Origin of the sequence: Rhizobium sp. WW_1 (assembly GCF_003610155.1) — a bacterium.
In the GTDB taxonomy this organism is placed as follows: domain Bacteria; phylum Pseudomonadota; class Alphaproteobacteria; order Rhizobiales; family Rhizobiaceae; genus Rhizobium; species Rhizobium tropici_A.
This window is the reverse complement of record NZ_RAIN01000004.1, coordinates 465,710-485,226: the sequence shown is the minus strand read 5'-3', so window position 1 is coordinate 485,226 and position 19,517 is coordinate 465,710. Positions and strand designations below refer to the sequence as shown.

General features: G+C 61.3%; 16 protein-coding genes. 11 read left to right on the top strand and 5 right to left on the bottom strand.

From position 1 onward, the window contains the following. Nucleotides 1–3: 3 nt before the first annotated feature. Genes BJ928_RS15350 through BJ928_RS15320 form a run of 7 tightly spaced genes read left to right on the top strand, consistent with a single transcriptional unit; the run spans nucleotide 4 to nucleotide 7,389 of the window. Entirely contained in the window at nucleotides 4–1,284 is a 1,281-nt protein-coding gene (locus tag BJ928_RS15350) for an ABC transporter substrate-binding protein (RefSeq protein WP_047630335.1), read from the top strand. Between the two features lie 51 nt (nucleotides 1,285–1,335). After that, nucleotides 1,336–2,055, top strand: coding sequence for an ABC transporter ATP-binding protein (locus tag BJ928_RS15345; RefSeq protein WP_047630333.1), 720 nt, complete (start codon nucleotides 1,336–1,338; stop codon nucleotides 2,053–2,055). Next, a complete protein-coding gene (locus tag BJ928_RS15340) occupies nucleotides 2,055–2,777 on the top strand; it encodes an ABC transporter ATP-binding protein (protein ID WP_047630330.1) in 723 nt (240 codons plus the stop codon). Before BJ928_RS15345 ends, BJ928_RS15340 begins: the two co-directional genes overlap by 1 nt. After that, on the top strand, nucleotides 2,764–3,627 hold the full coding sequence (locus BJ928_RS15335) for a branched-chain amino acid ABC transporter permease (protein WP_047630327.1): 864 nt from the start codon (nucleotides 2,764–2,766) through the stop codon (nucleotides 3,625–3,627). Before BJ928_RS15340 ends, BJ928_RS15335 begins: the two co-directional genes overlap by 14 nt. Before the next feature lie 7 nt (nucleotides 3,628–3,634). Beyond that, on the top strand, nucleotides 3,635–4,750 hold the full coding sequence (locus BJ928_RS15330; protein WP_052227563.1) for a branched-chain amino acid ABC transporter permease: 1,116 nt from the start codon (nucleotides 3,635–3,637) through the stop codon (nucleotides 4,748–4,750). Then, nucleotides 4,743–6,497 (top strand): FAD-dependent monooxygenase, encoded by a 1,755-nt coding sequence (locus BJ928_RS15325; protein ID WP_047630325.1) that lies wholly within the window; start codon nucleotides 4,743–4,745, stop codon nucleotides 6,495–6,497. Before BJ928_RS15330 ends, BJ928_RS15325 begins: the two co-directional genes overlap by 8 nt. 7 nt (nucleotides 6,498–6,504) lie before the next feature. Further along, nucleotides 6,505–7,389: an intradiol ring-cleavage dioxygenase gene (locus BJ928_RS15320; RefSeq protein WP_047630323.1), complete on the top strand. Its 885-nt coding sequence runs from the start codon at nucleotides 6,505–6,507 to the stop codon at nucleotides 7,387–7,389. 61 nt (nucleotides 7,390–7,450) lie between these two features. Here BJ928_RS15320 and BJ928_RS15315 read toward each other — a convergent pair whose 3' ends face one another. Continuing rightward, entirely contained in the window at nucleotides 7,451–8,437 is a 987-nt protein-coding gene (locus BJ928_RS15315; RefSeq protein WP_047630321.1) for a LacI family DNA-binding transcriptional regulator, read from the bottom strand. Between the two features lie 16 nt (nucleotides 8,438–8,453). Next, nucleotides 8,454–9,470, bottom strand: a complete 1,017-nt coding sequence (locus BJ928_RS15310) for a Gfo/Idh/MocA family oxidoreductase (RefSeq protein WP_047630512.1) — start codon at nucleotides 9,468–9,470, stop codon at nucleotides 8,454–8,456. 172 nt (nucleotides 9,471–9,642) lie between these two features. Between BJ928_RS15310 and BJ928_RS15305 the strand changes: the two genes are divergently transcribed. After that, entirely contained in the window at nucleotides 9,643–10,389 is a 747-nt protein-coding gene (locus tag BJ928_RS15305) for a ThuA domain-containing protein (protein ID WP_047630320.1), read from the top strand. Between the two features lie 34 nt (nucleotides 10,390–10,423). On the opposite strand, the gene BJ928_RS15300 is transcribed toward BJ928_RS15305, so the two are convergent. Next, nucleotides 10,424–11,896, bottom strand: a complete 1,473-nt coding sequence (locus BJ928_RS15300) for a carboxylesterase family protein (RefSeq protein ID WP_052227562.1) — start codon at nucleotides 11,894–11,896, stop codon at nucleotides 10,424–10,426. 101 nt (nucleotides 11,897–11,997) lie between these two features. Here BJ928_RS15300 and BJ928_RS15295 point away from each other — a divergent pair, with 101 nt between their 5' ends. After that, nucleotides 11,998–12,909 (top strand): LysR substrate-binding domain-containing protein, encoded by a 912-nt coding sequence (locus tag BJ928_RS15295; RefSeq protein WP_047630318.1) that lies wholly within the window; start codon nucleotides 11,998–12,000, stop codon nucleotides 12,907–12,909. 228 nt (nucleotides 12,910–13,137) lie between these two features. Next, nucleotides 13,138–14,607 carry a hypothetical protein gene (locus tag BJ928_RS15290; protein WP_047630510.1) on the top strand — a complete coding sequence of 490 codons (1,470 nt, stop codon included), beginning with the start codon at nucleotides 13,138–13,140 and terminating at the stop codon, nucleotides 14,605–14,607. Here BJ928_RS15290 and BJ928_RS15285 read toward each other — a convergent pair. Both BJ928_RS15285 and BJ928_RS15280 read right to left on the bottom strand, forming a co-directional pair. Then, complete coding sequence (locus tag BJ928_RS15285) at nucleotides 14,560–15,702, bottom strand: glycosyltransferase family 4 protein (protein ID WP_047630316.1); 1,143 nt, start codon at nucleotides 15,700–15,702, stop codon at nucleotides 14,560–14,562. The two genes, BJ928_RS15290 and BJ928_RS15285, sit on opposite strands and share 48 nt — an antisense overlap. Continuing rightward, a complete protein-coding gene (locus tag BJ928_RS15280) occupies nucleotides 15,699–17,111 on the bottom strand; it encodes a lipopolysaccharide biosynthesis protein (RefSeq protein WP_245432333.1) in 1,413 nt (470 codons plus the stop codon). The genes BJ928_RS15285 and BJ928_RS15280 overlap by 4 nt, the downstream gene beginning before the upstream one ends. A gap of 242 nt (nucleotides 17,112–17,353) precedes the next feature. Between BJ928_RS15280 and BJ928_RS15275 the strand changes: the two genes are divergently transcribed. Continuing rightward, on the top strand, nucleotides 17,354–19,516 hold the full coding sequence (locus BJ928_RS15275; RefSeq protein WP_047630311.1) for a GumC family protein: 2,163 nt from the start codon (nucleotides 17,354–17,356) through the stop codon (nucleotides 19,514–19,516). Nucleotide 19,517 lies beyond the last annotated feature (1 nt).

Genomic DNA, 19,517 nt, shown 5'->3' with positions numbered 1-19,517 from the left:
AACATGTTTACGAGACGCGACTTTCTAAAGACGACGGCTGCCGGCGGCGCGCTGCTCGCAACCTCGGGCCTGGCCATGCCGGCGATTGCCAAGAATGCGGCGATCAAGCTTGGCTATGTCAGCCCGCAGACGGGGCCGCTTGCGGGCTTCGGCGAAGCCGACAAATTCGTCATTGACGCCTTCCTGGCAACGACCAAGGCCAAGGGTCTGAACTACGAGGTCGTGGTCAAGGACAGCCAGTCGAATCCGAACCGGGCCGCGGAAGTGGCAAAGCAGCTGATCGTCGACGATCAGATCAATCTGATGCTGGTGTCCTCGACGCCGGAAACAACCAATCCGGTTTCCACGACATGCGAGGGCGAGGAGATGCCCTGCATTTCCACCGTCGCGCCGTGGCAGCCCTGGTTCATTGGGCAGCAAGGCAATCCCGGCGACCCCGCCTCCTGGAAGCCGTTCAGCTATTCCTATCATTTCTTCTGGGGCCTTGAGGACATTATCGCCGTTTATACTGGGATGTGGAGCCAGATCGAGACCAACAAAAAGGTGGGCGGGCTGTTTCCGAACGACGGCGACGGCAATGCCTGGGGCGACAAGGTCGTCGGCTTCCCGCCGGTTCTGGACAAGCTCGGCTACGGGCTGACGGACACCGGCCGCTACCAGAACCTGACGGATGATTTTTCCGCTCAAATCAACGCCTTCAAGCAGGCAAGCACCGATATTCTGACCGGAGTGATGATCCCGCCCGATCTCACCACCTTCTGGAACCAGGCCAAGCAGCAGGGTTTGAAGCCGAAGGTCGCTTCGATCGGCAAGGCGTTGCTCTTCCCGCAGGCCGTCGAGGCGCTTGGTAATGCCGGCCATAATCTTTCAACCGAGGTCTGGTGGACCCCGACGCATCCTTTCAAGTCGTCGCTGACCGGGGAGAGCGCGTCCGCTGTCGCGGATGCCTTTACCAAGGCGACGGGACGTCCGTGGACGCAGCCAATCGGCTTTGCCCACGCACTCTTCGAACTCGCCGTCGATGTGATGAAGCGGACCGAGGATGCAGGCGAAGCCGAGGCGGTTGCAAAGGCGATCGGCGAAACAAAGCTCGATACGCTTGTCGGGCCGATTGCCTGGGGCAACGAGAAGCTGCCGCCATTCGCCCAGAAGAATGTCGCCAAGACGCCGCTCGTCGGCGGGCAGTGGCGGCTGAAATCGGGCGGCGGCTACGATCTCGTCGTTGTCGAAAACGGGCTGGCGCCGAGCGTGCCGCTTGGCGGCAAGCTCGAAGCCTTGGCGTGAGGAAGAGGGCTGCCCGCACTCAGTCGGGCAGCTTCCGGAGGAGAACGATCAATGCCCATGCTTGAACTGAACGGAGTTTCGAAATCCTTCGGCGCGCTCGTCGTCGCTGAGGATGTCGGATTCGCCGTCGAACCCGGTGAGGCGCTCGGCGTGATCGGGCCGAACGGCGCCGGCAAATCGACGCTGTTCAACCTGATCAACGGCAATCTCTCCGTCGCGCGGGGATCGATCCGGTTCGATGGTCATGACGTCACGCATATACCGCCGATGCAGCGATGCCTTGCCGGCATGGGCCGAACTTTCCAGATCCCGCAGCCGTTCGAGCGCCTGACGACTTACGAAAACCTGCTCGTCGCAGGCGCCTTCGGCGCACGTGCAAGGGAAAGCGATGTCTCGGCCCTTTGCGCAGACATCCTTGTGGAAACCGGTTTGATCGCCAAGGCCAACGTGCCGGCCGGATCGCTGACCCTGCTCGAACGTAAGCGGTTGGAACTTGCCCGCGCGCTTGCAACCCAACCGAAGCTGCTGCTTCTCGACGAGATTGCCGGCGGCTTGACGGAAGGCGAATGCCGTCAGCTGGTCGCGACGATCAAAAGGGTCCATCAGCGCGGCGTTGCCATTATCTGGATCGAGCATGTGCTGCATGCCTTGACGGCGGTGGCCGAGCGCATTCTCGTGCTCAATTTCGGCCGGGTGATCGGTATCGGCAAGCCCGACGCGATCATGGCCTCGAGCGAGGTGCGTGAAATCTATCTGGGGATGGAAGTCTGATGGCGAGCCTCATCGAAACCTGCGGCCTCATGGCCGCCTATCGCGATTTCCAGGCGGTGCTCGGCGTCGATCTACATCTGGAGGCCGGCGAGACCATCGCCGTCATCGGCGCGAACGGTGCCGGCAAATCGACGCTGATGCGCTCGATTGCCGGTGTCATCGCCAACAAGCCCGATATGGTCCTGCATCGCGGCGAGCCGATCGGGGCGATGGCCGCTTCCGATGTGGTGCGCCGCGGCATCGCGCTGGTGCCTGAGGGGCGCAAGCTTTTCCCGTCGCTGACGGTAGAGGAAAATCTGCAGATCGGTCGCTATGGCCGCCGGGTCGCTGGCCCATGGACGCTCGACAGCATCTACTCGCTGTTCCCCGTCTTGAGGGAAAGACGCCGCAATCCGGCGACGGCGCTTTCGGGCGGGCAGCAGCAAATGGTCGCGATCGGAAGAGCGCTGATGTCCAATCCGGAAGTCCTTCTCTGCGACGAGCTGAGCCTTGGTCTCGCGCCCGTAATCATCAAGGATATCTATGCCGCCTTTTCGCATATCCGCGCTGCGGGCGCGGCCATCGTCATCGTCGAGCAGGATATCGCCCAGGCGCTGAAAGTCGCCGACCGTGTCTATTGCATGATGGAGGGCCGCATCACCCTGACCGGGCGGCCGGCGGAACTCGACCGAGCCGATATCCATGCGGCCTATTTCGGAGCGGACACCCATGAACTGGCTTGATACCCTTCTGCAGGGTGTGCTTCTCGGTGGGCTCTATGCACTGTTTGCCGCAGGCCTCAGCCTCGTCTTCGGCATCATGCGCCTCGTCAACCTCGCCCATGGCGATCTCATCGTGCTGGCCGCTTTCCTGATCCTGACGCTTGTTTCGCTGCTTGGACTCAATCCGTTCCTGGCTGCGTCGATCGCTGCGCCTTTGATGTTCGCCGTCGGTTGGCTGCTGCAATATCATTTGCTGAACCGTACCCTCGGCAAGGACATCTTGCCGCCGCTGCTCGTCACCTTCGGCCTGTCGATCGTCATTCAGAACGGCCTGCTCGAAGGCTTCACGGCCGACAGCCGGCGGATCTCCGCCGGTGCTCTGGAGACGGCCTCGCTGCAACTCGGCGGCGTCAATGCCGGGCTGATGCCGCTGCTGACCTTTGCCTCGGCCGTCCTCGTGATCGTCGGTCTGAACCAGCTCATCTACCGCACCGAGCTTGGCCGCGCCTTCCGCGCGACCTCGGATGACGTGGTGACGGCGAGCCTGATGGGTATCCGGCCGAACTCCATCTTCGCCATCGCGACCGGGCTTGCGATGATGATCGTGACGGTCGCGGCGCTTTATCTCGGCATGCGGGCGAACTTCGATCCGACGGCCGGGCCGGCGCGGCTGATCTACGCCTTCGAAGCCGTCATCATCGGCGGTCTCGGCTCGCTCTGGGGCACGCTCGCCGGTGGCGTTATCCTGGGAATTGCGCAAACGTTCGGCGCCGCGATCAATCCCGAATGGCAGATCCTGGCCGGGCATATCGCCTTCCTGCTCGTGCTGCTCTTCCGGCCGCGCGGTCTTTTCCCTCGGGCAGTGGATTGAGGCGACCATGACCACAGGTTTTGAAACAATGCCGACCGAAATCGCAGCGCCGCCGGGCTGGCGGGTGGAGACGCGGACGCGGCTTTCCAGCATCTTCGCCATCCTGTCGTTCATCGTGGTGATCGTGCTGGCGGCGGTCCCGTTCGTGATGTCGCGTGGGGTGGTGCAGGATCTGTTCTTCATCCTGACCATGCTGGCGCTGGCGCAAAGCTGGAACCTGCTTGCCGGCTATGCCGGGCTGATCTCTGTGGGCCAGCAGCTCTTCGTAGGTTGCGGCGCCTATGCGCTGTTCGGTTTCGTCATCCTTGCCGGGGTCGACCCGATCCTTGCCATTCCGCTCGCCGGGTTGTTCGCGATGCTGATCGCCGCGCCGGCCGCCTTCTTCTCCTTCCGGCTTTACGGCCCCTATTTCGCGATCGGCACCTGGGTCATCGCCGAAGTCGGGCGGCTGCTCTTTGCCCAGTGGAAGATGCTCGGCGGCGGAACGGGAACCTCGCTGCCGCGCGAAGCTACGAAGGATATGCTGGGCATTTCCCTGCTGCAGAACTTGTTCGGCATGCGCTCCGCGGCCGCGGCCGATGCACTCACCTATTGGCTGGCACTGGCGCTGACGGCGCTTACGATCGGTTTCATTTACCGGCTGCTGCGCAGCAAGCAGGGCCTTGGCCTTGCCGCCGTGCGCGACAATGAGACGGCGGCCCGTGCGCTCGGCGTCGATGCGCACCGGCTGAAGATCATTGTCTATCTGGCGACTGCCTTCGTGACCGGCATGGTCGGTGCGCTGATCTATCTGCAGAAGGCGCGCATATCGCCGGACGCTGCCTTCTCGCTCACCGACTGGACCGCCTATGTCGTGTTCATTGTTGTCATCGGCGGTATTGGCACGATCGAGGGGCCACTTGTCGGCGTGCTTGTCTTCTTCCTGCTGCAGAACGCCTTTTCGAGCTACGGCTCCTGGTATTTGCTGGCCCTTGGTGCCTTGGCGATCATCACGATGCTCTTTGCGCCACGGGGCCTCTGGGGGCTCATATCCAGCCGCACAGGTTGGGAACTTTTTCCGGTCCGCCGCCTGCTGAGAGGCGAACCAGTTCTACGTGATCAAAAGGGAGGGCCAAATGGCTGACATCACCACCGACGTTCTAATCATCGGTACGGGACCCGCCGGCTCGGCGACCGCAGCGCTGCTTGCGACCTACGGGCTCGAGCCGATGGTGATCAATCGCTATCGCTGGTTGGCAAGCACGCCGCGCGCGCACATCACCAACCAGCGCACGATGGAGGTGCTGCGCGATCTCGGCCGCGACGTAGAGGAGGAGGCCTATCTCTTTGCGGTCGAACAGGATCTGATGGGGCAGAATGTCTTCTGCACGGCGGTCGCCGGCGAGGAGATTGGCCGCATGCAAAGCTGGGGCAACCATCCGCTGTCGCGTGCCGAGCACCTGCTTTCTTCGCCAGCCCACATGAACGACCTGCCGCAGACTTATATGGAACCACTCCTTTTCAAGACGGCTTGTTCGCGTGGCGCGCAAGCCCGCATGTCGACGGAGTATGTGAGCCACGTGCAGGATGCCGAAGGGGTCACGACGACCTGTCTCGACCGTCTGACCGGCAGGGAGCTGGCCATCCGCTCGAAGTTCCTGATCGGCGCCGACGGCGGCAATTCCAAGGTTGCGGAACATGCCGGCCTGACCTTCGAAGGCAAGATGGGCGTCGCTGGTTCGATGAACATTCTCTTCGAGGCCGATCTATCGCGTTATGTCGCACATCGCCCGTCGGTGCTCTACTGGGTGCTGCAGCCCGGTGCTGATGTCGGCGGCATCGGCATGGGCTTGGTGCGCATGGTGCGGCCATGGAACGAGTGGCTGATCGTCTGGGGCTATGACATCAACCAGCCGGCACCTCAGGTCGACGATGCCTTCGCTACCAAGGTCGTGCGCGAACTCGTCGGCGTTGCAGATCTCAAGCCGAAGATCAAATCCGTCTCGACCTGGACTGTGAACAACATGTACGCGACCACCATGTCGAACGGCCGCGTCTTCTGCATGGGCGATGCCGTCCATCGCCATCCGCCTTCGAATGGTCTCGGCTCCAACACCTCCATCCAGGACGGGTTCAATCTCGCCTGGAAGCTGGCCTTGGTCCTAGGAGGTCAGGCTGGCATGGGTCTGCTCGACAGCTATCAGGCTGAACGCGCGCCGGTCGCCAAGCAGATCGTTACACGCGCCAACAAGTCGATCGAGGAATTCGGCCCGATCTTCAAGTCGCTCGGTCTGCTCGATTCCGTCGATCCGGTGAAGATGCAGCAGAACATGGATGAGCGCTGCGATGATACTGCCGATGCCGAACGCCAGCGCACGGCAATCCGCGAGGCAATTGCCCATAAGGTTTACGAGTTCGACGCCCATGGCGTGGAAATGAACCATCGCTACGCCTCGAATGCCGTGGTCAAGGACGGGCAGCCGGAACCGGCCTATGAGAAAGATGCGGAACTGCATTTCCAGCCGACGACTTGGCCGGGCGCGCGGCTGCCGCATGCCTGGCTGTTCAACGACAGCGGCAAGAAAGTATCGAGCCTCGATCTGACCGGTCATGGCGTCTTCACGGTTTTGACCGGCATTGGCGGCGACGGCTGGATAGCTGCGGCGAAGGTTCTGTCGAAGGAGTTGAGGTTGCCGATTGCCGTCCACAAGGTTGGTCCGCGACAGGAGTGGCAGGACCTGACAGGAGACTGGGCGCGCGCCCGCGAAATTCGAGACGCCGGCGTGTTGCTGGTGCGCCCGGACCATCACGTCGCCTGGCGTTCTGATACGGCGGTTGACGAGCCGGAACGCGAACTTCGCCGCGTGTTGAAGACAATTCTGGATCTGTGAGGCAATCATGAGCGTGCAAGAAAAGGGCTATTTCACCGAGGAAAACTCCGTCGAGGTCGTCACGGGCCGCAACGCGAAAGCCAGGGATGAGCGGCTGAAACAGGTGATGGAGGTCATCACCCGCAAGCTGCATGAGGCGGTGAAGGAGTTGGAGCCGACGCAGGACGAGTGGATGGAGGCGATCTTCTTCCTTACCCGTACCGGCCATACCTGCACCGACTGGCGGCAGGAGTTCATCTTGCTGTCGGACGTGCTCGGCGTGTCGATGCTGGTCGACGCGATCAACAACCGCAAGCCGTCGGGCGCTTCGGAAAGTACGGTTCTCGGCCCCTTCCACGTCGCGGACGCGCCGGAGCTGCCGATGGGGGCCAATATCTGCCTTGACCAGAAGGGCGAGGATATGGTGATCAGCGGCCGCATTCTCGATACTGACGGCAGGTCGATCGAGAACGCCGTGCTCGATGTCTGGCAGGCGAATGATGAAGGCTTCTACGATGTCCAGCAGAAGGGTATCCAGCCGGATTTCAATCTGCGTGGTGTCTTCCGCACCGGCAAGAATGGGCACTACTGGTTTCGCGCGGTGAAGCCGAAATACTATCCGATCCCGGACGATGGCCCCGTCGGAAAATTGCTCGATGCGCTCGGCCGCCATCCGTACCGGCCGGCCCATCTGCATTACATCATCAAGGCGGAGGGTTTCGAGACGTTGACGACCCATATCTTCGATCCCGACGACCCTTACATCCATTCCGATGCGGTGTTCGGCGTCAAGGAGAGCCTGCTTGCGGAGTTCAAGCTCACCGAAGATGCCGCCCGCGCCAGAGAGCTTGGCTTCGCTGACAAGTTCTGGCAGGTCGAGCACGATTTCGTACTGGCGCCCGAACGAGGGTAAACAGGGCCATTGGATTACTGCGGCATTCCATTGTGAATGCCGCAGCGCCGGATCGAGGATCTCAGCAGGTCGATCCCCAGCGAACGAAATATTCGTGTGTCACGGACACCGTTCCTTCCCTGTTTTCGGCCTGATCCTCGATGAAGCCGATGATCGTGTCCATATAGGCGGTGAAATCGAGCGCAAGGGTGGTCAGGTCGTTGCACTCCCACATGGCAAGATTGACGCCGTCCTGGCCGATGATGGCGAGATCCTCTGGCACTTTTCGTCCGAGCACTCGCGTTGCCGCGTCACGAACGCCGATCGCCATGACATCATTGCCGCAGACGACGGCGTCGACAGGCGATCGGCGCAGAAGCACAACGGCCTCCTTGAAACCGGAATCATAGGAATAGTCGCCATGGCTTTCCGCCACGAAGCTGAGGCCATGCCTGGCAAGCGCATCGGCAAACCAGCGCTTGCGCTGCTTGTCGATCCAGCTGGAGTTACGGCCGGTCAGATAGGCGAAGCGGCTGCGCCCGGCCGAGACTGCCTTTGCCACGACTTGCTCGGCTGCCTTCGATCCATCGACGATGAGCTGCGCGATGTCAGGATCGGAAATCGGCTCGAAGGAAACCATGATCGGGCGCGCCGTTCGGAAAATCTGAGTGGCGTCGGCCATGGAGACCATGTCGGAGAAGATGACGGCGTGATCGACCTGGTAGGCCGATGCCATGCGCATCAGATGCGCGCGATCGTCGTAGCCGGCACAGCACAGCAGGATCGGCAACAGTTCGCGCTCCTGCAGTCGCTGCACCAGATATTGCAGCTGCTGTCCCTCGCAGGGGTTTTCGATCGAATTGACAACGAGGGCAACGAGCCGCGATCTCTGGCTGTTTAGCGAGCGGGCGATCGCGTTCGGTCGGTAATCATGTTCGTCGGCGAGGGACATGATACGCTTTCGCGTCGGCTCGCTGATGCGTGTATCGCCCGAAAAGGCCCTCGAGATCGTCGACGAGGAGACGCCGGCGAGCTTTGCGATTTGCTTCGAGGTGATGCGCTTGTTCATTCCCGCGTCCTGTTGATCAGCCCATCTCGGAGATCTTGATCGATTCCCCGTCTCGTGCCGCAGAGGCCTTGATAGCATCCCATAGGCGGGCAAAGCGAAGCCCATTCTCGACCGTGGATGGATTTTCCTCTTCGCCGCACCTGACGCTGAGGAAGGATTTCAGCGGATTTTCCTGATGGGCGGCTTCCGCGACCTCGCGGATAGCAGGTTTGCCGTCCATCTCGATTTCGCGCCACGCACCCCAGGCGTCGATCCTGACGATCGCCTTTTTGTAGAAGAAGGTCATGTGGGAGGCGCAACCCGGAGGGCCTTCGCCTGCTGCGTTAAAGGTGACGAGTGCGCCGTTCTGAAGGCGGGCTGCCACAGCGCAGGTGATATCGATGGGTTTGCCGTAATCGTTCATGTAGGCGGAGACGCGTTCGAATTCCGAGCGTACGAGAAGGCAGACCGTGTTCATCATGTGCGCGCCGGTATCGAACATGAAGCCGCCGCCCGACAGTTCCGGCTTCTGTTTCCACTGGCCGTCATATTTCGAGGACCAGCCTTCCCAGATGGTTGCCGAGACGCTGATCAGCTCGCCGAATTCGCCTCCAGCTGCGCGGCTGTGCGTGTCGCGCACCAGCGGCGACAGCGCGCCGTTGAAGGCAATGACGACGGTATTGCCGGTTTTCGAGCGGGCGTCGATGAGAGCCTTTGCCTCCGCCACGGTTGTCACCATCGGCTTCTCTAGGAAGAGGTCGAGACCGGCGTGTATCACCGCCAATGCCTGCTCGGCATGAAAGGCGTGCGGCGTCGATATGTAGACCGCGTCGAGATTACCCTTGCATTGCACAAGCATCGTTCGGAAGTCGTCAAACTCCAGAGGAGCCATCCGTCCGGCAGCGGTGCAAATCTCGCTGAACCGGCCGCGTGAGGCTGAGCTGACATCCGTAACGGCAATGAATTCAACCTCGGGCATCCGCGCCCAGCTGCGGGCGTATTCCGCAGCTTTCAGCCCGGTTCCGATAACGGCCAGGCGAACTGGTTTCGACATGAAATCCTCCCATTGCGCATACGTTTGCATAAATTGACTTAGCCAGAGTGCGAAAAATTTTCAATTAAAAACAAATAAGAAGAATAGATATGGAAATCTCATATCGGCGTTATTGAAAATATAGCGCATACGTGTGAGCATCGGGCTTCAGCAAACAGGAGAAGGCGGTGCAATGACGATCAAGGTCACCATCTGGAACGAGGGCCGGCATGAGCAAACCGACGAGATCGTGCGGAGGCTCTATCCGGACAGGATGGATGGCGCGATTGCCAGCGGCATCGAAAATCCGGATTTCGAGATCCGGCGAGTGACCATGGACGATCCGGAGGAGGGGTTGCCGGATTCCCTGCTCGAGGATACCGACGTGCTGCTCTGGTGGGGCCATGTGGCGCATGAGGACGTCAGCGATGCCTTGATCGACCGCGTCCAGCAGCGGGTTTTGAAGGGCATGGGCCTGCTGATCCTCCATTCCGGCCATCATTCCAAGCTGTTCCGCAGGCTGATGGGGACCAATGCCAATCTCTCCTGGCGCGAGCTTCCGGAAGGTGATCTCGAGCGCGTCTGGGTCATCAATCCCTCGCATCCCATCGCGGAGGGGCTGCCACCCTATTTCGAAGTTGAAGCCTCAGAGATGTACGGAGAGCCCTTCGACATTCCGCAGCCGGACGAGCTCATTTTCATATCCTGGTACTCCGGCGGCGAAGTGTTCCGCAGCGGCTGCACCTTTCAGCGCGGCCGCGGCCGGATCTTCTTCTTCAGCCCGGGTCATGAGAGCTATCCCGTCTATCACAACGAATATGTCCTGAAGGTCATCTCCAACGGCATCCGGTGGGCTAAGCAGAAGCACAGGGATGGCAGGATTTTGGAAAACTGGCACCGCAAGGAGCCGCTGCATGAGAAGACGGCGCCCAGATCCTAGTCCGGCCGCCGCCCCCAAAAGCGGTGTACCGCCGTCAGCTGGATGCCCGAATGACTTTGTCGAAATACTGGACGACGTACGGGGTGACGTGGTCCGGCCAAAGCGGCAGGTCCGGCCCTTCGGGCCTGCCGCTTCTGGTGAAGGCCGCAAGCGCGCCCTGAAAAATCCGGCTGAGATCGGCAACTTCACGCATATCCGCGCCTGAGAGCATTGGTGCGGCCTGCCAGGTTTCGAGATTGCCGAAGAGGAAAGGAAGCTCGATGCAATGGCAAGCCTGGATGCCCGGCATCGGCGACTGCCAGTCGAACCTATAGACATAGGGTGCGGCTCCCTTTTTGGCCTGCGCGCGAGCCACGGCAAGGCTCGGTTCGGTAAAAACCATATCCGTGACGAGGTCGCCAAGAAGCGCAAGCCCGGAGCCGGGGACACGTCTTGCCCGTGCCTCGCTCATCGCCTTTGCGGCCTCTTCGCCATAGCGGCGATCAAAGGCTGCCGCCGCGAGCTTGTCCTCGATGGCAGCAAGGCCATCGTCGCGATAATAAAAGCCGGCCATTTCTTCGCGGGTCGTGCCGATCATGAATTCGTGCGCAGACGCCGTCCCGTTGGTCAGCGTTTCCAACGGATCGGCAAGAATGAGTTCGCCATCGATCACGGGCATGAAGGGCGGCGTTACCTGACCGGGCGCCGGAGCATGGGCTCGCGCCACCTCAAGCTGGGCCGACATCAGATGCCCGATCGGAAGCGCCTCCACGCCAGCACGATCGCCTGGCCTGAGCCCGAGCGCAGTCATGTACTTCAGCCCGAGACGCTCTGTCGCGTCTCGGTTCTGCAGCTCCAGGCCCAGAGGCGCGCTCATCATGATCGAGCGGTTGAACAGCGAGCTGTGCGTGGGCGATGCCAGCAGCACGGCGATGGAAAAGGCTCCCGCCGACTGGCCTGAAGTAGTGATGTTCGCGCTGTCGCCTCCAAGCGACGCGGCGATGTCACGGATGAAGCGAAGGGCCATGATCTGGTCGTGAAGGCCGAGATTGCCGGGTGCAATCCCTTCAATCGGCAGGAAGCCCAGAGCACCGAGGCGATAGCTGACGTTGACGACGATCATCGACGTGTTTTTGGCAAGCAGGGCGCCATCGTAGCAGGGGAGCGAGCCGCCCCCGGTCATGAAGGCGCCGCCATGCAGGAAGACGAAGATCGGGGTCGCCGCCTCGCGCACCTCGGGCATCCAGATGTCGAGATGCAGGCAATCTTCGTCCTGCCGAACCGGATAGTCGCCCATGACCTTGGCGAGCCGCGACGGCAATTGCGGCGGGATGGAACCCTCGCCGGTGCAGTCCAGCGGCTCTGTCCAGGCGCGTATGGGCTCGGGCAGGCGCAGCCGCCGATGTCCGATCGGCGGCATGGCATAGGGAACGCTCGTTAATCTCACGACACCTTCCGATCGCGCGCCGATCAGCGCGCCATAAGGGGTTTCGATGATGTTGCGATCCGTCGGCCTCTGCTCGGTCATGCTTTCTCCTCCGCTGAAAACCAATCGGATGAGCCTAGCATTGGAATGGACAGGATTTCGTTCTAATTTCGGGACGATCAAGATCCAAATCTGGAACGACAATGAAAGGCTTGGACGAGCTTTATATCTTCAAGATGGTGGTCGATTGCGGCGGCATATCGCAGGCCAGCCGTCAACTGAATATCCCCAAGTCGACGCTTTCGCGGCGGCTGAACGATCTGGAGATGCGCCTCGGCGTGCCGCTCTTCCATCGCGGGCCGAGGCAGTTCTTGCTCACCGGCTTTGGGCGGGAATGCTACGGCCAATGCAGCCGGGTGGTGCGGGAGACGGACAAGGTCTTCGAAATGGCGGATCGCGCCGCTCATGTGCCGGCCGGGTTCCTGCATGTCGTCTGCCCGCCGCTGCTCGGGGCGATCATCATCGAGCAACTGGCTGCGGAGTTCGTCGAGCTTGCACCGAAGGTCAGGCTGCATCTGGAGGAGATGGCATGGCTCCTCGATCCGCGTCTTGTTTCGGCCGATCTCGTCATTCACGCCGGCTTCGACCCACTTCCGGACCTTGATGTCATCGCCCGGCGCGTGGCGACGACCCCCTATGTGCTGGTCGGGCATCCATCGCTCTTTGCCGGGCGGGAGTTGCCCGTCGGGCCAGCCGATCTTGCCGCTTTCGACGGCATCGGCTTCGGGCCGAAATCGACGCCGTGGGCATGGCGGCTCAGCAAGGGGAGGGAGACGTTTCGCGCCGAATTCGAGCCGCGCTTTTCAACCACGCAATTGAGTGCGCTGATGACCGCGGTGCGGCAAGGCATAGGGATTGCCGCCGTGCCGGCCACGCTTTGCGGGCCGGACCTGCGCAGCGGTCAGCTCATACATCTGTTGAGCGAATGGAAGCCACAGCCTGCCAACATCTATGCCGTCTATCCAAGCCGGAGAGCGTTGACTGTTGCGGCCGAGCAGTTTCTGCGGCTGATAGCCGAACGCCTCCCGCAAATGTTAGGTGCGGACGCGTCCTAGGACCGTGGAGCTATGTGCAAGGAAGGTCTCTCGCCATCGGGCCAGGCTCGCTAAGCTTGTCTTCGCCGAATTTCCCGGCATTTCTTCGGAAAGGGAAATACTGAGTGGTAATGCAGGTTAATATTGTCAATGCAACCCAAGAGTAACGTGAAGGTAAGCTTTCTCGGCAGAATATAGATCGCGACGCCATTGGACGCCCGAGTGATGCTGCCGCGAATGGGAAGCGCCATGCCTTCGATCGATATCATCGTTCCGAAATCCGCTCCCCGTCGCTGGCAGGAGATCGTGATCCGGCGTCTGCAAGCGGACGGATATGATACCGCTGTCTTGCATCAGCCTTTGTCGGCCGCATGGCCGGCGGCAGTCAACGCTAGCTTGGCCTTCGAACGGCAAGTTTTCCGCCGACGTGATCAGGCGCTTGCCGCCCCATTATCGGAAATCCCCGCCAGCACTCGCAGCAGAACTTCAGCGCTTCGGCTGGATCTCGCAGGCAACGCCGTGCCTTCTGACGTTCCGACCATTGGCTTGCGGTTTGATGGTTCACAATCGGACCTGTCGGTCGTGGTGGCGGTCGCAGCCGGCAATTTGCCTGTCATCGAGGCGGTTCTGGATGGGTGGACGGTGATAGGTCGGGCCTGGCCGATGATCGATCGGCGAGAGGCCGCGTCACTCGGCGTCGAGGATGTGTTGGCGCGTGCGATCACGCTTGCTGTTGCCTCGGTTCGTTCCTTTGCTGAAAATCGGCTTGAAATGAGCGAACACGTATCGACGACGCCGGAAAATCGCGCCAGTGGAACGCTTGCTTTTGCATCCACCTACTTGGCCAGCGCCATGCCGCGTCTCGGCCGGGAGGCGATGCGTCGCGCACGCTTTCGTCACGCGCATTGGCGCGTCGGCTATCGCTTTCTGGAAGGGCCGGGCGTGGCGAGCACCTGCGAGCTCGGTGGTGGCTGGTCGGCTCTGCCCGATCTGGGGGATCGCTTTTATGCCGATCCCTTTCCGTTCGAATGGCAGGGCCGCTCCTTCCTGTTCGTGGAGGATTATCCGCACGCCACCGGCAAGGCCGTTATCTCCGTCGTGCCCTTCGATGCGGCCGGCGTGCCCGAGGAGCCGCGATGCGTGCTGGAGGAGCCATACCATCTTTCCTATCCGCAGGTCTTCGAGCGCGATGGCGCCATCTGGATGCTTCCCGAAGCCAGCTCTGGCGGAAAGCTGGTTCTCTATCGCTCCACGGAATTTCCCGATCGCTGGGAGCCCGAAGCCGTGCTTGTCGAGGGCGAGATCTCCGACGCGACCCTGCTCGATCACGGTGGCAAGCTTTGGCTGTTTGCGACCAATCGCGATGGCTATGGCAGCACGTCTGATACGCTCGTGGTTTTCCATGCGTTGCGGCTGGCTGGGCCTTGGACGCCGCATGCGCTCAATCCCATACTCATCGATCGCCGCATGGCGCGCCCCGGCGGGGCTTTCATCCGCGCAGCGGATGGCCGCATCTCTCTGCCGGTTCAGGACGGGACGCTCGGCTATGGCGGCGGGCTCGGCATCTCGCAATTGCTGGAGCTGGATGAAAATACGGTCCGGCTGTCAGCGCCCCGGCCGATCGCCGCCCGTGGCGACTGGCCTTATCCGAAAATCCATACGCTCAACCGCTCAGGCCGACTGGAGGTTATCGACGGGATTGCAGCCGTGCGGAAGTGAGCGCGACAGGAGCAGCGCTTCGTAGCCGGCACACATGCGCGCTGGTGAATATTGTTCCTTCAAATGCCGTCCGGCTGCAGCCAGCCGGGCTGCAAGCTCCGGCCTGGCAATGAGTTCAGCAAGCCCCTCGGCCATGCTCTTGGCATCGGCATCGACGAAGAGTGCCGCAGCCCGGCCGTCATCCATCGTCAGCACTTCCCGCAGGACGTCCAGTTTGTTCGCAACGACCGGCAGGCCGGAAATGGCTGCTTCGACCGCCGCGAGGCCAAAGGTTTCCGTCAATGACGAAAAGGCATAGGCGTCTCCGGCTGCGAGGAACTCGAAGATGCGGGAGGGGGGAACCTCGCCGACGAGATGTAGCCTGTCGATGACGCCATTGTCCCTGGCAAAGGCGAGGATCGCATCCTGCTCTGGGCCGGTGCCGGCGATGGCAATGTGAATGTCGGGCAGATGGACAAGGGCGCCGGCGAGCGCAAGCTGGTTTTTGGATGGAGCCATGCGGCCGGAAGAGACGGCAAGCCATGCCCCAGGAGGAAGGCCGAAGGCAGCACGCATGGCCTGCTTGTCAAAGGTGAATGTCGGTGCTGGCACGCCGTGATCGATGCGCGACATCCGGCGCTGGTAGGCTTTCGGAAATGTGTGGAATTGCGCTTCGGTCCATTTCGAATTGACGACATTGGCATGATAGGCGCCAAAGGTGCCCATCAGCTTGTCGATCTGCGTGAGGATTCCCCTGATACCGCGCGTTTGCGGCGCGCCGCTTTGGTTTGCGATGATGAGGTTCGCGCCGGCGAGCCGCGCGCCGATGGTGCCGAAAATATTGCCGTAATGCTGGAAGGTAATGACCGCATCGGCTCGGGTTTCGCGCAAATAGCCCGCAAGCCCGATAGCCGCACGCATCTGGCCGAGCAAACCGCGCGGCGGCTCGGCAAGGATGAAGTCCGCATGGGAATCGCGGTCGTAGACATCGGTCTTCCTGTACATGAAGACGGTGCGCACCTCATGGCCGCGGGCGCGCAGGCCCTCGCCGATCATGTCCGAAATCCGCTGTGCCCCGGCTGCTTCCGCCTGGGTCTGTACCTGGACGATTTTCATGAGCGGCCTTTCAGGAAGGAGCGGGCGGCAAGGGCGTCTTCGCCGGCAAAGAAGCCAAGGATCGATGGGTTGATGCCGATGGTGCGGCGCGCGATGAATACGGCGGTGATGCACCATATGATGATCGTGCCGGCAATGCTGAGCGCAGCCCCGATTGGGCCGAGCCAATAGGTGAGTACCGCCGTCGCACACAGCCCGAACGTGTTGACGATGACAAGCAGCTTGAAAAGCGCGTGCTGAAGGCCTGTCAGTTGCATGAGGATTTCAGTCGGCCCACAGGCGGTGCCGACGGTCGCGCCGATGCCGAAGATGATGAGGGTTACCTGCATGGTCGGGGTGGCATAGGCATGATTGAAGATCGACAGGATCAGGTCGCCGAAGATCAGGAACGATATCAGCACGCACAAGGCGATGACAAAGCCGCCGAGCGCCGCGAGGCTGGTGATGCGTTGCACATGCGCCCTGTCTCCGGTGTAGAAGGCAGCCGAGATCTGCGGCGCGAGCGCCTGGTTGATGCCGTTTAAGGCCAGGACGACCAGTCGCATCGTCCGGTCCGCCACGAAGATCGCGCCGGCGGCTTCGGGACCGAGGATGGCCGCGACGAGCAAGGTGCTTGCCTGGCTAAGCGCCGGCGGCAGCGCCGTGACGCCCCAGAGCCCGAACGTCACCGTTTTGAATTCGGCTTTCTGCGCGATGGTAAGCGGGCCGCGCTGGGCGCGGACCGTGTCGCGGAAAAGCACGAATGTTTGCGGGGCGATCATGACAAGCAGCAAGCCGGCCGTCAGGTAGGTTGCGGTAACCGCGCTCAACTTCACTTGCATGAAATGGGCAAGCACAAAGACCGGGATTGCCACCGCTCGCCATAGGACATCGCGTGGCAGCAGCGCGAATATCAGTGCATTCTTGGCGCGAAGGGCGCAAGCCACGAATTCCGACCAGCCGAGCGCGAAGGCCAGGACCATGGTCGCCACACAGATCGGGAACCACTCTGGTGTCTGCGTGCCCGCGAGTGGCAAGATGCCGATGATGAGGATGAGCAGGCTGAAGCTGGCAAGCCCGGCAAGCGCAACGAGGATGGAACGGGTCATCATGCCGTTTGCGGAATTCAGATCATTGTTGCCGGCATATTGCGGCCAGAACCTGAGCACCGCGCTTTGCTGGCCGACCACCGCGAAGAAGGAGACCAGGCTCGCTCCGGCATAGGCGGCGCTGTAAAGACCGAATTGCCGCCCATCGGTCGTCATGGCGACCGCGACGAACATCAGGAACGACAGGCCGGCGCTGGCTAGCTTGATGGCGCCGGCAACGGCGCCGCTCCGGGCAAGGGCGCCGATCGACAAGCGCAGGTTGCTCTGGGGCGGGGGCATTTCGGCCGATATGTTATCATAGCTGTCAGCTTTATCACCCAACGCCCTGATCCTGTGCTGATTGCCGTCGGCGGAATGGCCGACAACACCTGAAATAGAATGTATCTCTAATATCGTAAGTACTCATGGGCGCGCCATATCGAAGTCTCAACATGGTTACTTGCGATGTCTGAGGTTGATCACACGCTCCGGTGTAAATTCAACGGATGATTAACATTATTCACTAATACTGAATTTAGTGATGTGCGATGAGCCGGAGATCCGCGGCGGCGGAGAGGAATAGGATGAAGCCGTTTAACATTGACGAGCGCTCGCTTCCGCCGCTATTCGATGTCGGCGCCGTCTGGACGATCTTGCGGCAACGCTGGCTGACGGTGCTGGCGAGCACCTGTATCGTCCTTCTATTGACGTTGGCCTATCTTGCCGTGGCAAAGCCGAGTTATACGGCGACGGCCTCCGTCATGATCGATCCGCGTGATCCCCGTGCGACGAATCTCAACAATGTCCTGCCCGGTATTGGCAGTGACAGTGCGGCTATTGCGAGTCAGGTGTTCGTCATCGAATCGCGCGATCTGCTGATGAAGGTCTTCGAAAGCGAAGATATCGAGAACGACCCGGAATTCGCCGGCGGCGGTCTCCTATCACGTTTCGGTCTGGCGCCCCATCCGACGAAGGATTCGATCTTTAAGAACTTTCAGCGCGCCGTTACCGTCGAGCGGGCCGGCCTCACCTATGTCATCGATGTCAATTTCGTATCTCGCTATGCCGACAAGGCAGCGCGGATCGCCAACGCCATTGTGGACCGCTACAGGGCCGGTCTTTCGGGTGAGCGGGAGACAGCAAACAGCGACGTGAATTCCCTGCTTTCAAGCCGGATCGGCAGCCTTCAGAAGAACGTCAGCGATGCGGAGCAGGAGGTCGGGGACTTTAAGGTCTCGCATCAGATCCTGGATGCTTCCGCCGGCGGCACGCTGCAGTCGCAGATCGACAAACTTACCGATCAGTTGATCGCTGCGCGAAGCGATGCGGACCAGGCCAAGGATAAATATGCTCAGGCGCTTGCCGCAGGCACCTCGCCGGCCGGGCTCGCCAAGCTTTCGGAAATCCTCTCCTCCGAAGCGACGGTTAAACTTCGCGAGAATTATAATCAGCGGGCGGCCGATCTCGCCAATTACGAAGCTATGTATCAGCCGCGTCATCCGATCATCAAAAGGCTGCGATCCGAATTGGAGGGCATGCAGAGCCTCATGGCTGTCGAGGCACAGCGGATTACCCGCGAATTGAAGGCGAAATCCGATCTCGCCACGCAGAATGTCGCGGCGCTGCAGGCAAAGCTCGACGATCTCCGTCAAAGGCTCGCAAGCTCGGACGCCGCGCAGGTGCAGTTGCGGCAACTGGAGGCGAAGGCGAAAGCCGCGCGCACTGTGCTCGATGATTTCCTGAAGCGCGCCGAGGAGACCTCGCAGATGCAGGGTCTGCAACTGCAAGAGGCCAGGGTAATCAGCGCCGCAGCGCCCCCGGTGCAGCCGACCTGGCCGAAGCCGCTGCTGCTGCTGCCGGTCAGTGCGGCGCTCGGCCTTATCATCGGCTGCGGTCTTGCGCTGGTGCGCGGGCCGAAGCATCGACCGGAAAAGGACCCGACACCCCCGATACGCAGCAGTCTCCTTCATGTGGAACCTCTTACGGCGACGGTCGCGGAGATCGCGCAGTCGCAGCCCACGCCCGTTAATCTCGGCGAATATCGACTCCCGGGCGTGGCGGGTGCCGGTGCATATTTGAGTATTCGTGCGATGCGGCGGCGTTTCTTCCAGGCCGGAAACGAGGTTTTCTCGCGGGATGTGCTGCAGCTCATGCGGCGCATCATCCTTCATCTGACCGAACATCCGAAGCCATATGTGCTGCTGATCTCGCCGCTCCATACGCCGCTGGCGGCGAGGCTGGCAGGGGCAATGGTCGGCTTAGGGCTCGAGCAGGCCGAGCAGAATGTGCTCGTGGTCGAGTTCGACAACCAGCCTGGCCTGCAGGCGTCGGTGCGTGATGGTAACGGCGTCTTCGTCAGCGGGGCGAGCGGCCTGCGCACTGTCGTGTACAACAGGCCCGCAGCCGAGGATACGTCGTCGTCGGCGCGCCTTGGTCTCGACGATATCTTGGCCAAAGCCGGCTCCTTCGATTTCGTGTTGCTGATGGGACCCTCCGTCGCTGATGGCAACTGGGACCCGGCGCTATTTGGCGAAGCGGATCTCATGCTCTTTGCGCTCAGTCCTGCGGAGGAGGTGGCGGAAGCTGCCAAGATGCTTCGCCAACGCCTTGATGTCGATCAGATCGAACGCAGCGCCACGCTGACAATTGCAGCGGAGCATGTCGATGCGCGTCAGGGTCGGGTGGTGCGGTCGATCCGACCGGCCGGCGACGGAGAGCAGGGCGATCGAATCTCAGCGAGAGGATGAG

Bases quoted from the DNA above. Each gene is read 5' to 3' on its own strand.
- BJ928_RS15275 (WP_047630311.1), top strand. From the start codon at position 17,354: ATGAAGCCGTTTAACATTGACGAGCGCTCGCTTCCGCCGCTATTCGAT.
- BJ928_RS15345 (WP_047630333.1), top strand. From the start codon at position 1,336: ATGCCCATGCTTGAACTGAACGGAGTTTCGAAATCCTTCGGCGCGCTC.
- BJ928_RS15325 (WP_047630325.1), top strand. From the start codon at position 4,743: ATGGCTGACATCACCACCGACGTTCTAATCATCGGTACGGGACCCGCC.
- BJ928_RS15305 (WP_047630320.1), top strand. From the start codon at position 9,643: ATGACGATCAAGGTCACCATCTGGAACGAGGGCCGGCATGAGCAAACC.
- BJ928_RS15350 (WP_047630335.1), top strand. From the start codon at position 4: ATGTTTACGAGACGCGACTTTCTAAAGACGACGGCTGCCGGCGGCGCG.
- BJ928_RS15335 (WP_047630327.1), top strand. From the start codon at position 2,764: ATGAACTGGCTTGATACCCTTCTGCAGGGTGTGCTTCTCGGTGGGCTC.
- BJ928_RS15290 (WP_047630510.1), top strand. From the start codon at position 13,138: ATGCCTTCGATCGATATCATCGTTCCGAAATCCGCTCCCCGTCGCTGG.
- BJ928_RS15285 (WP_047630316.1), bottom strand. From the start codon at position 15,702: ATGAAAATCGTCCAGGTACAGACCCAGGCGGAAGCAGCCGGGGCACAG.
- BJ928_RS15310 (WP_047630512.1), bottom strand. From the start codon at position 9,470: ATGTCGAAACCAGTTCGCCTGGCCGTTATCGGAACCGGGCTGAAAGCT.
- BJ928_RS15330 (WP_052227563.1), top strand. From the start codon at position 3,635: ATGACCACAGGTTTTGAAACAATGCCGACCGAAATCGCAGCGCCGCCG.
- BJ928_RS15340 (WP_047630330.1), top strand. From the start codon at position 2,055: ATGGCGAGCCTCATCGAAACCTGCGGCCTCATGGCCGCCTATCGCGAT.
- BJ928_RS15295 (WP_047630318.1), top strand. From the start codon at position 11,998: ATGAAAGGCTTGGACGAGCTTTATATCTTCAAGATGGTGGTCGATTGC.
- BJ928_RS15300 (WP_052227562.1), bottom strand. From the start codon at position 11,896: ATGACCGAGCAGAGGCCGACGGATCGCAACATCATCGAAACCCCTTAT.
- BJ928_RS15315 (WP_047630321.1), bottom strand. From the start codon at position 8,437: ATGAACAAGCGCATCACCTCGAAGCAAATCGCAAAGCTCGCCGGCGTC.
- BJ928_RS15320 (WP_047630323.1), top strand. From the start codon at position 6,505: ATGAGCGTGCAAGAAAAGGGCTATTTCACCGAGGAAAACTCCGTCGAG.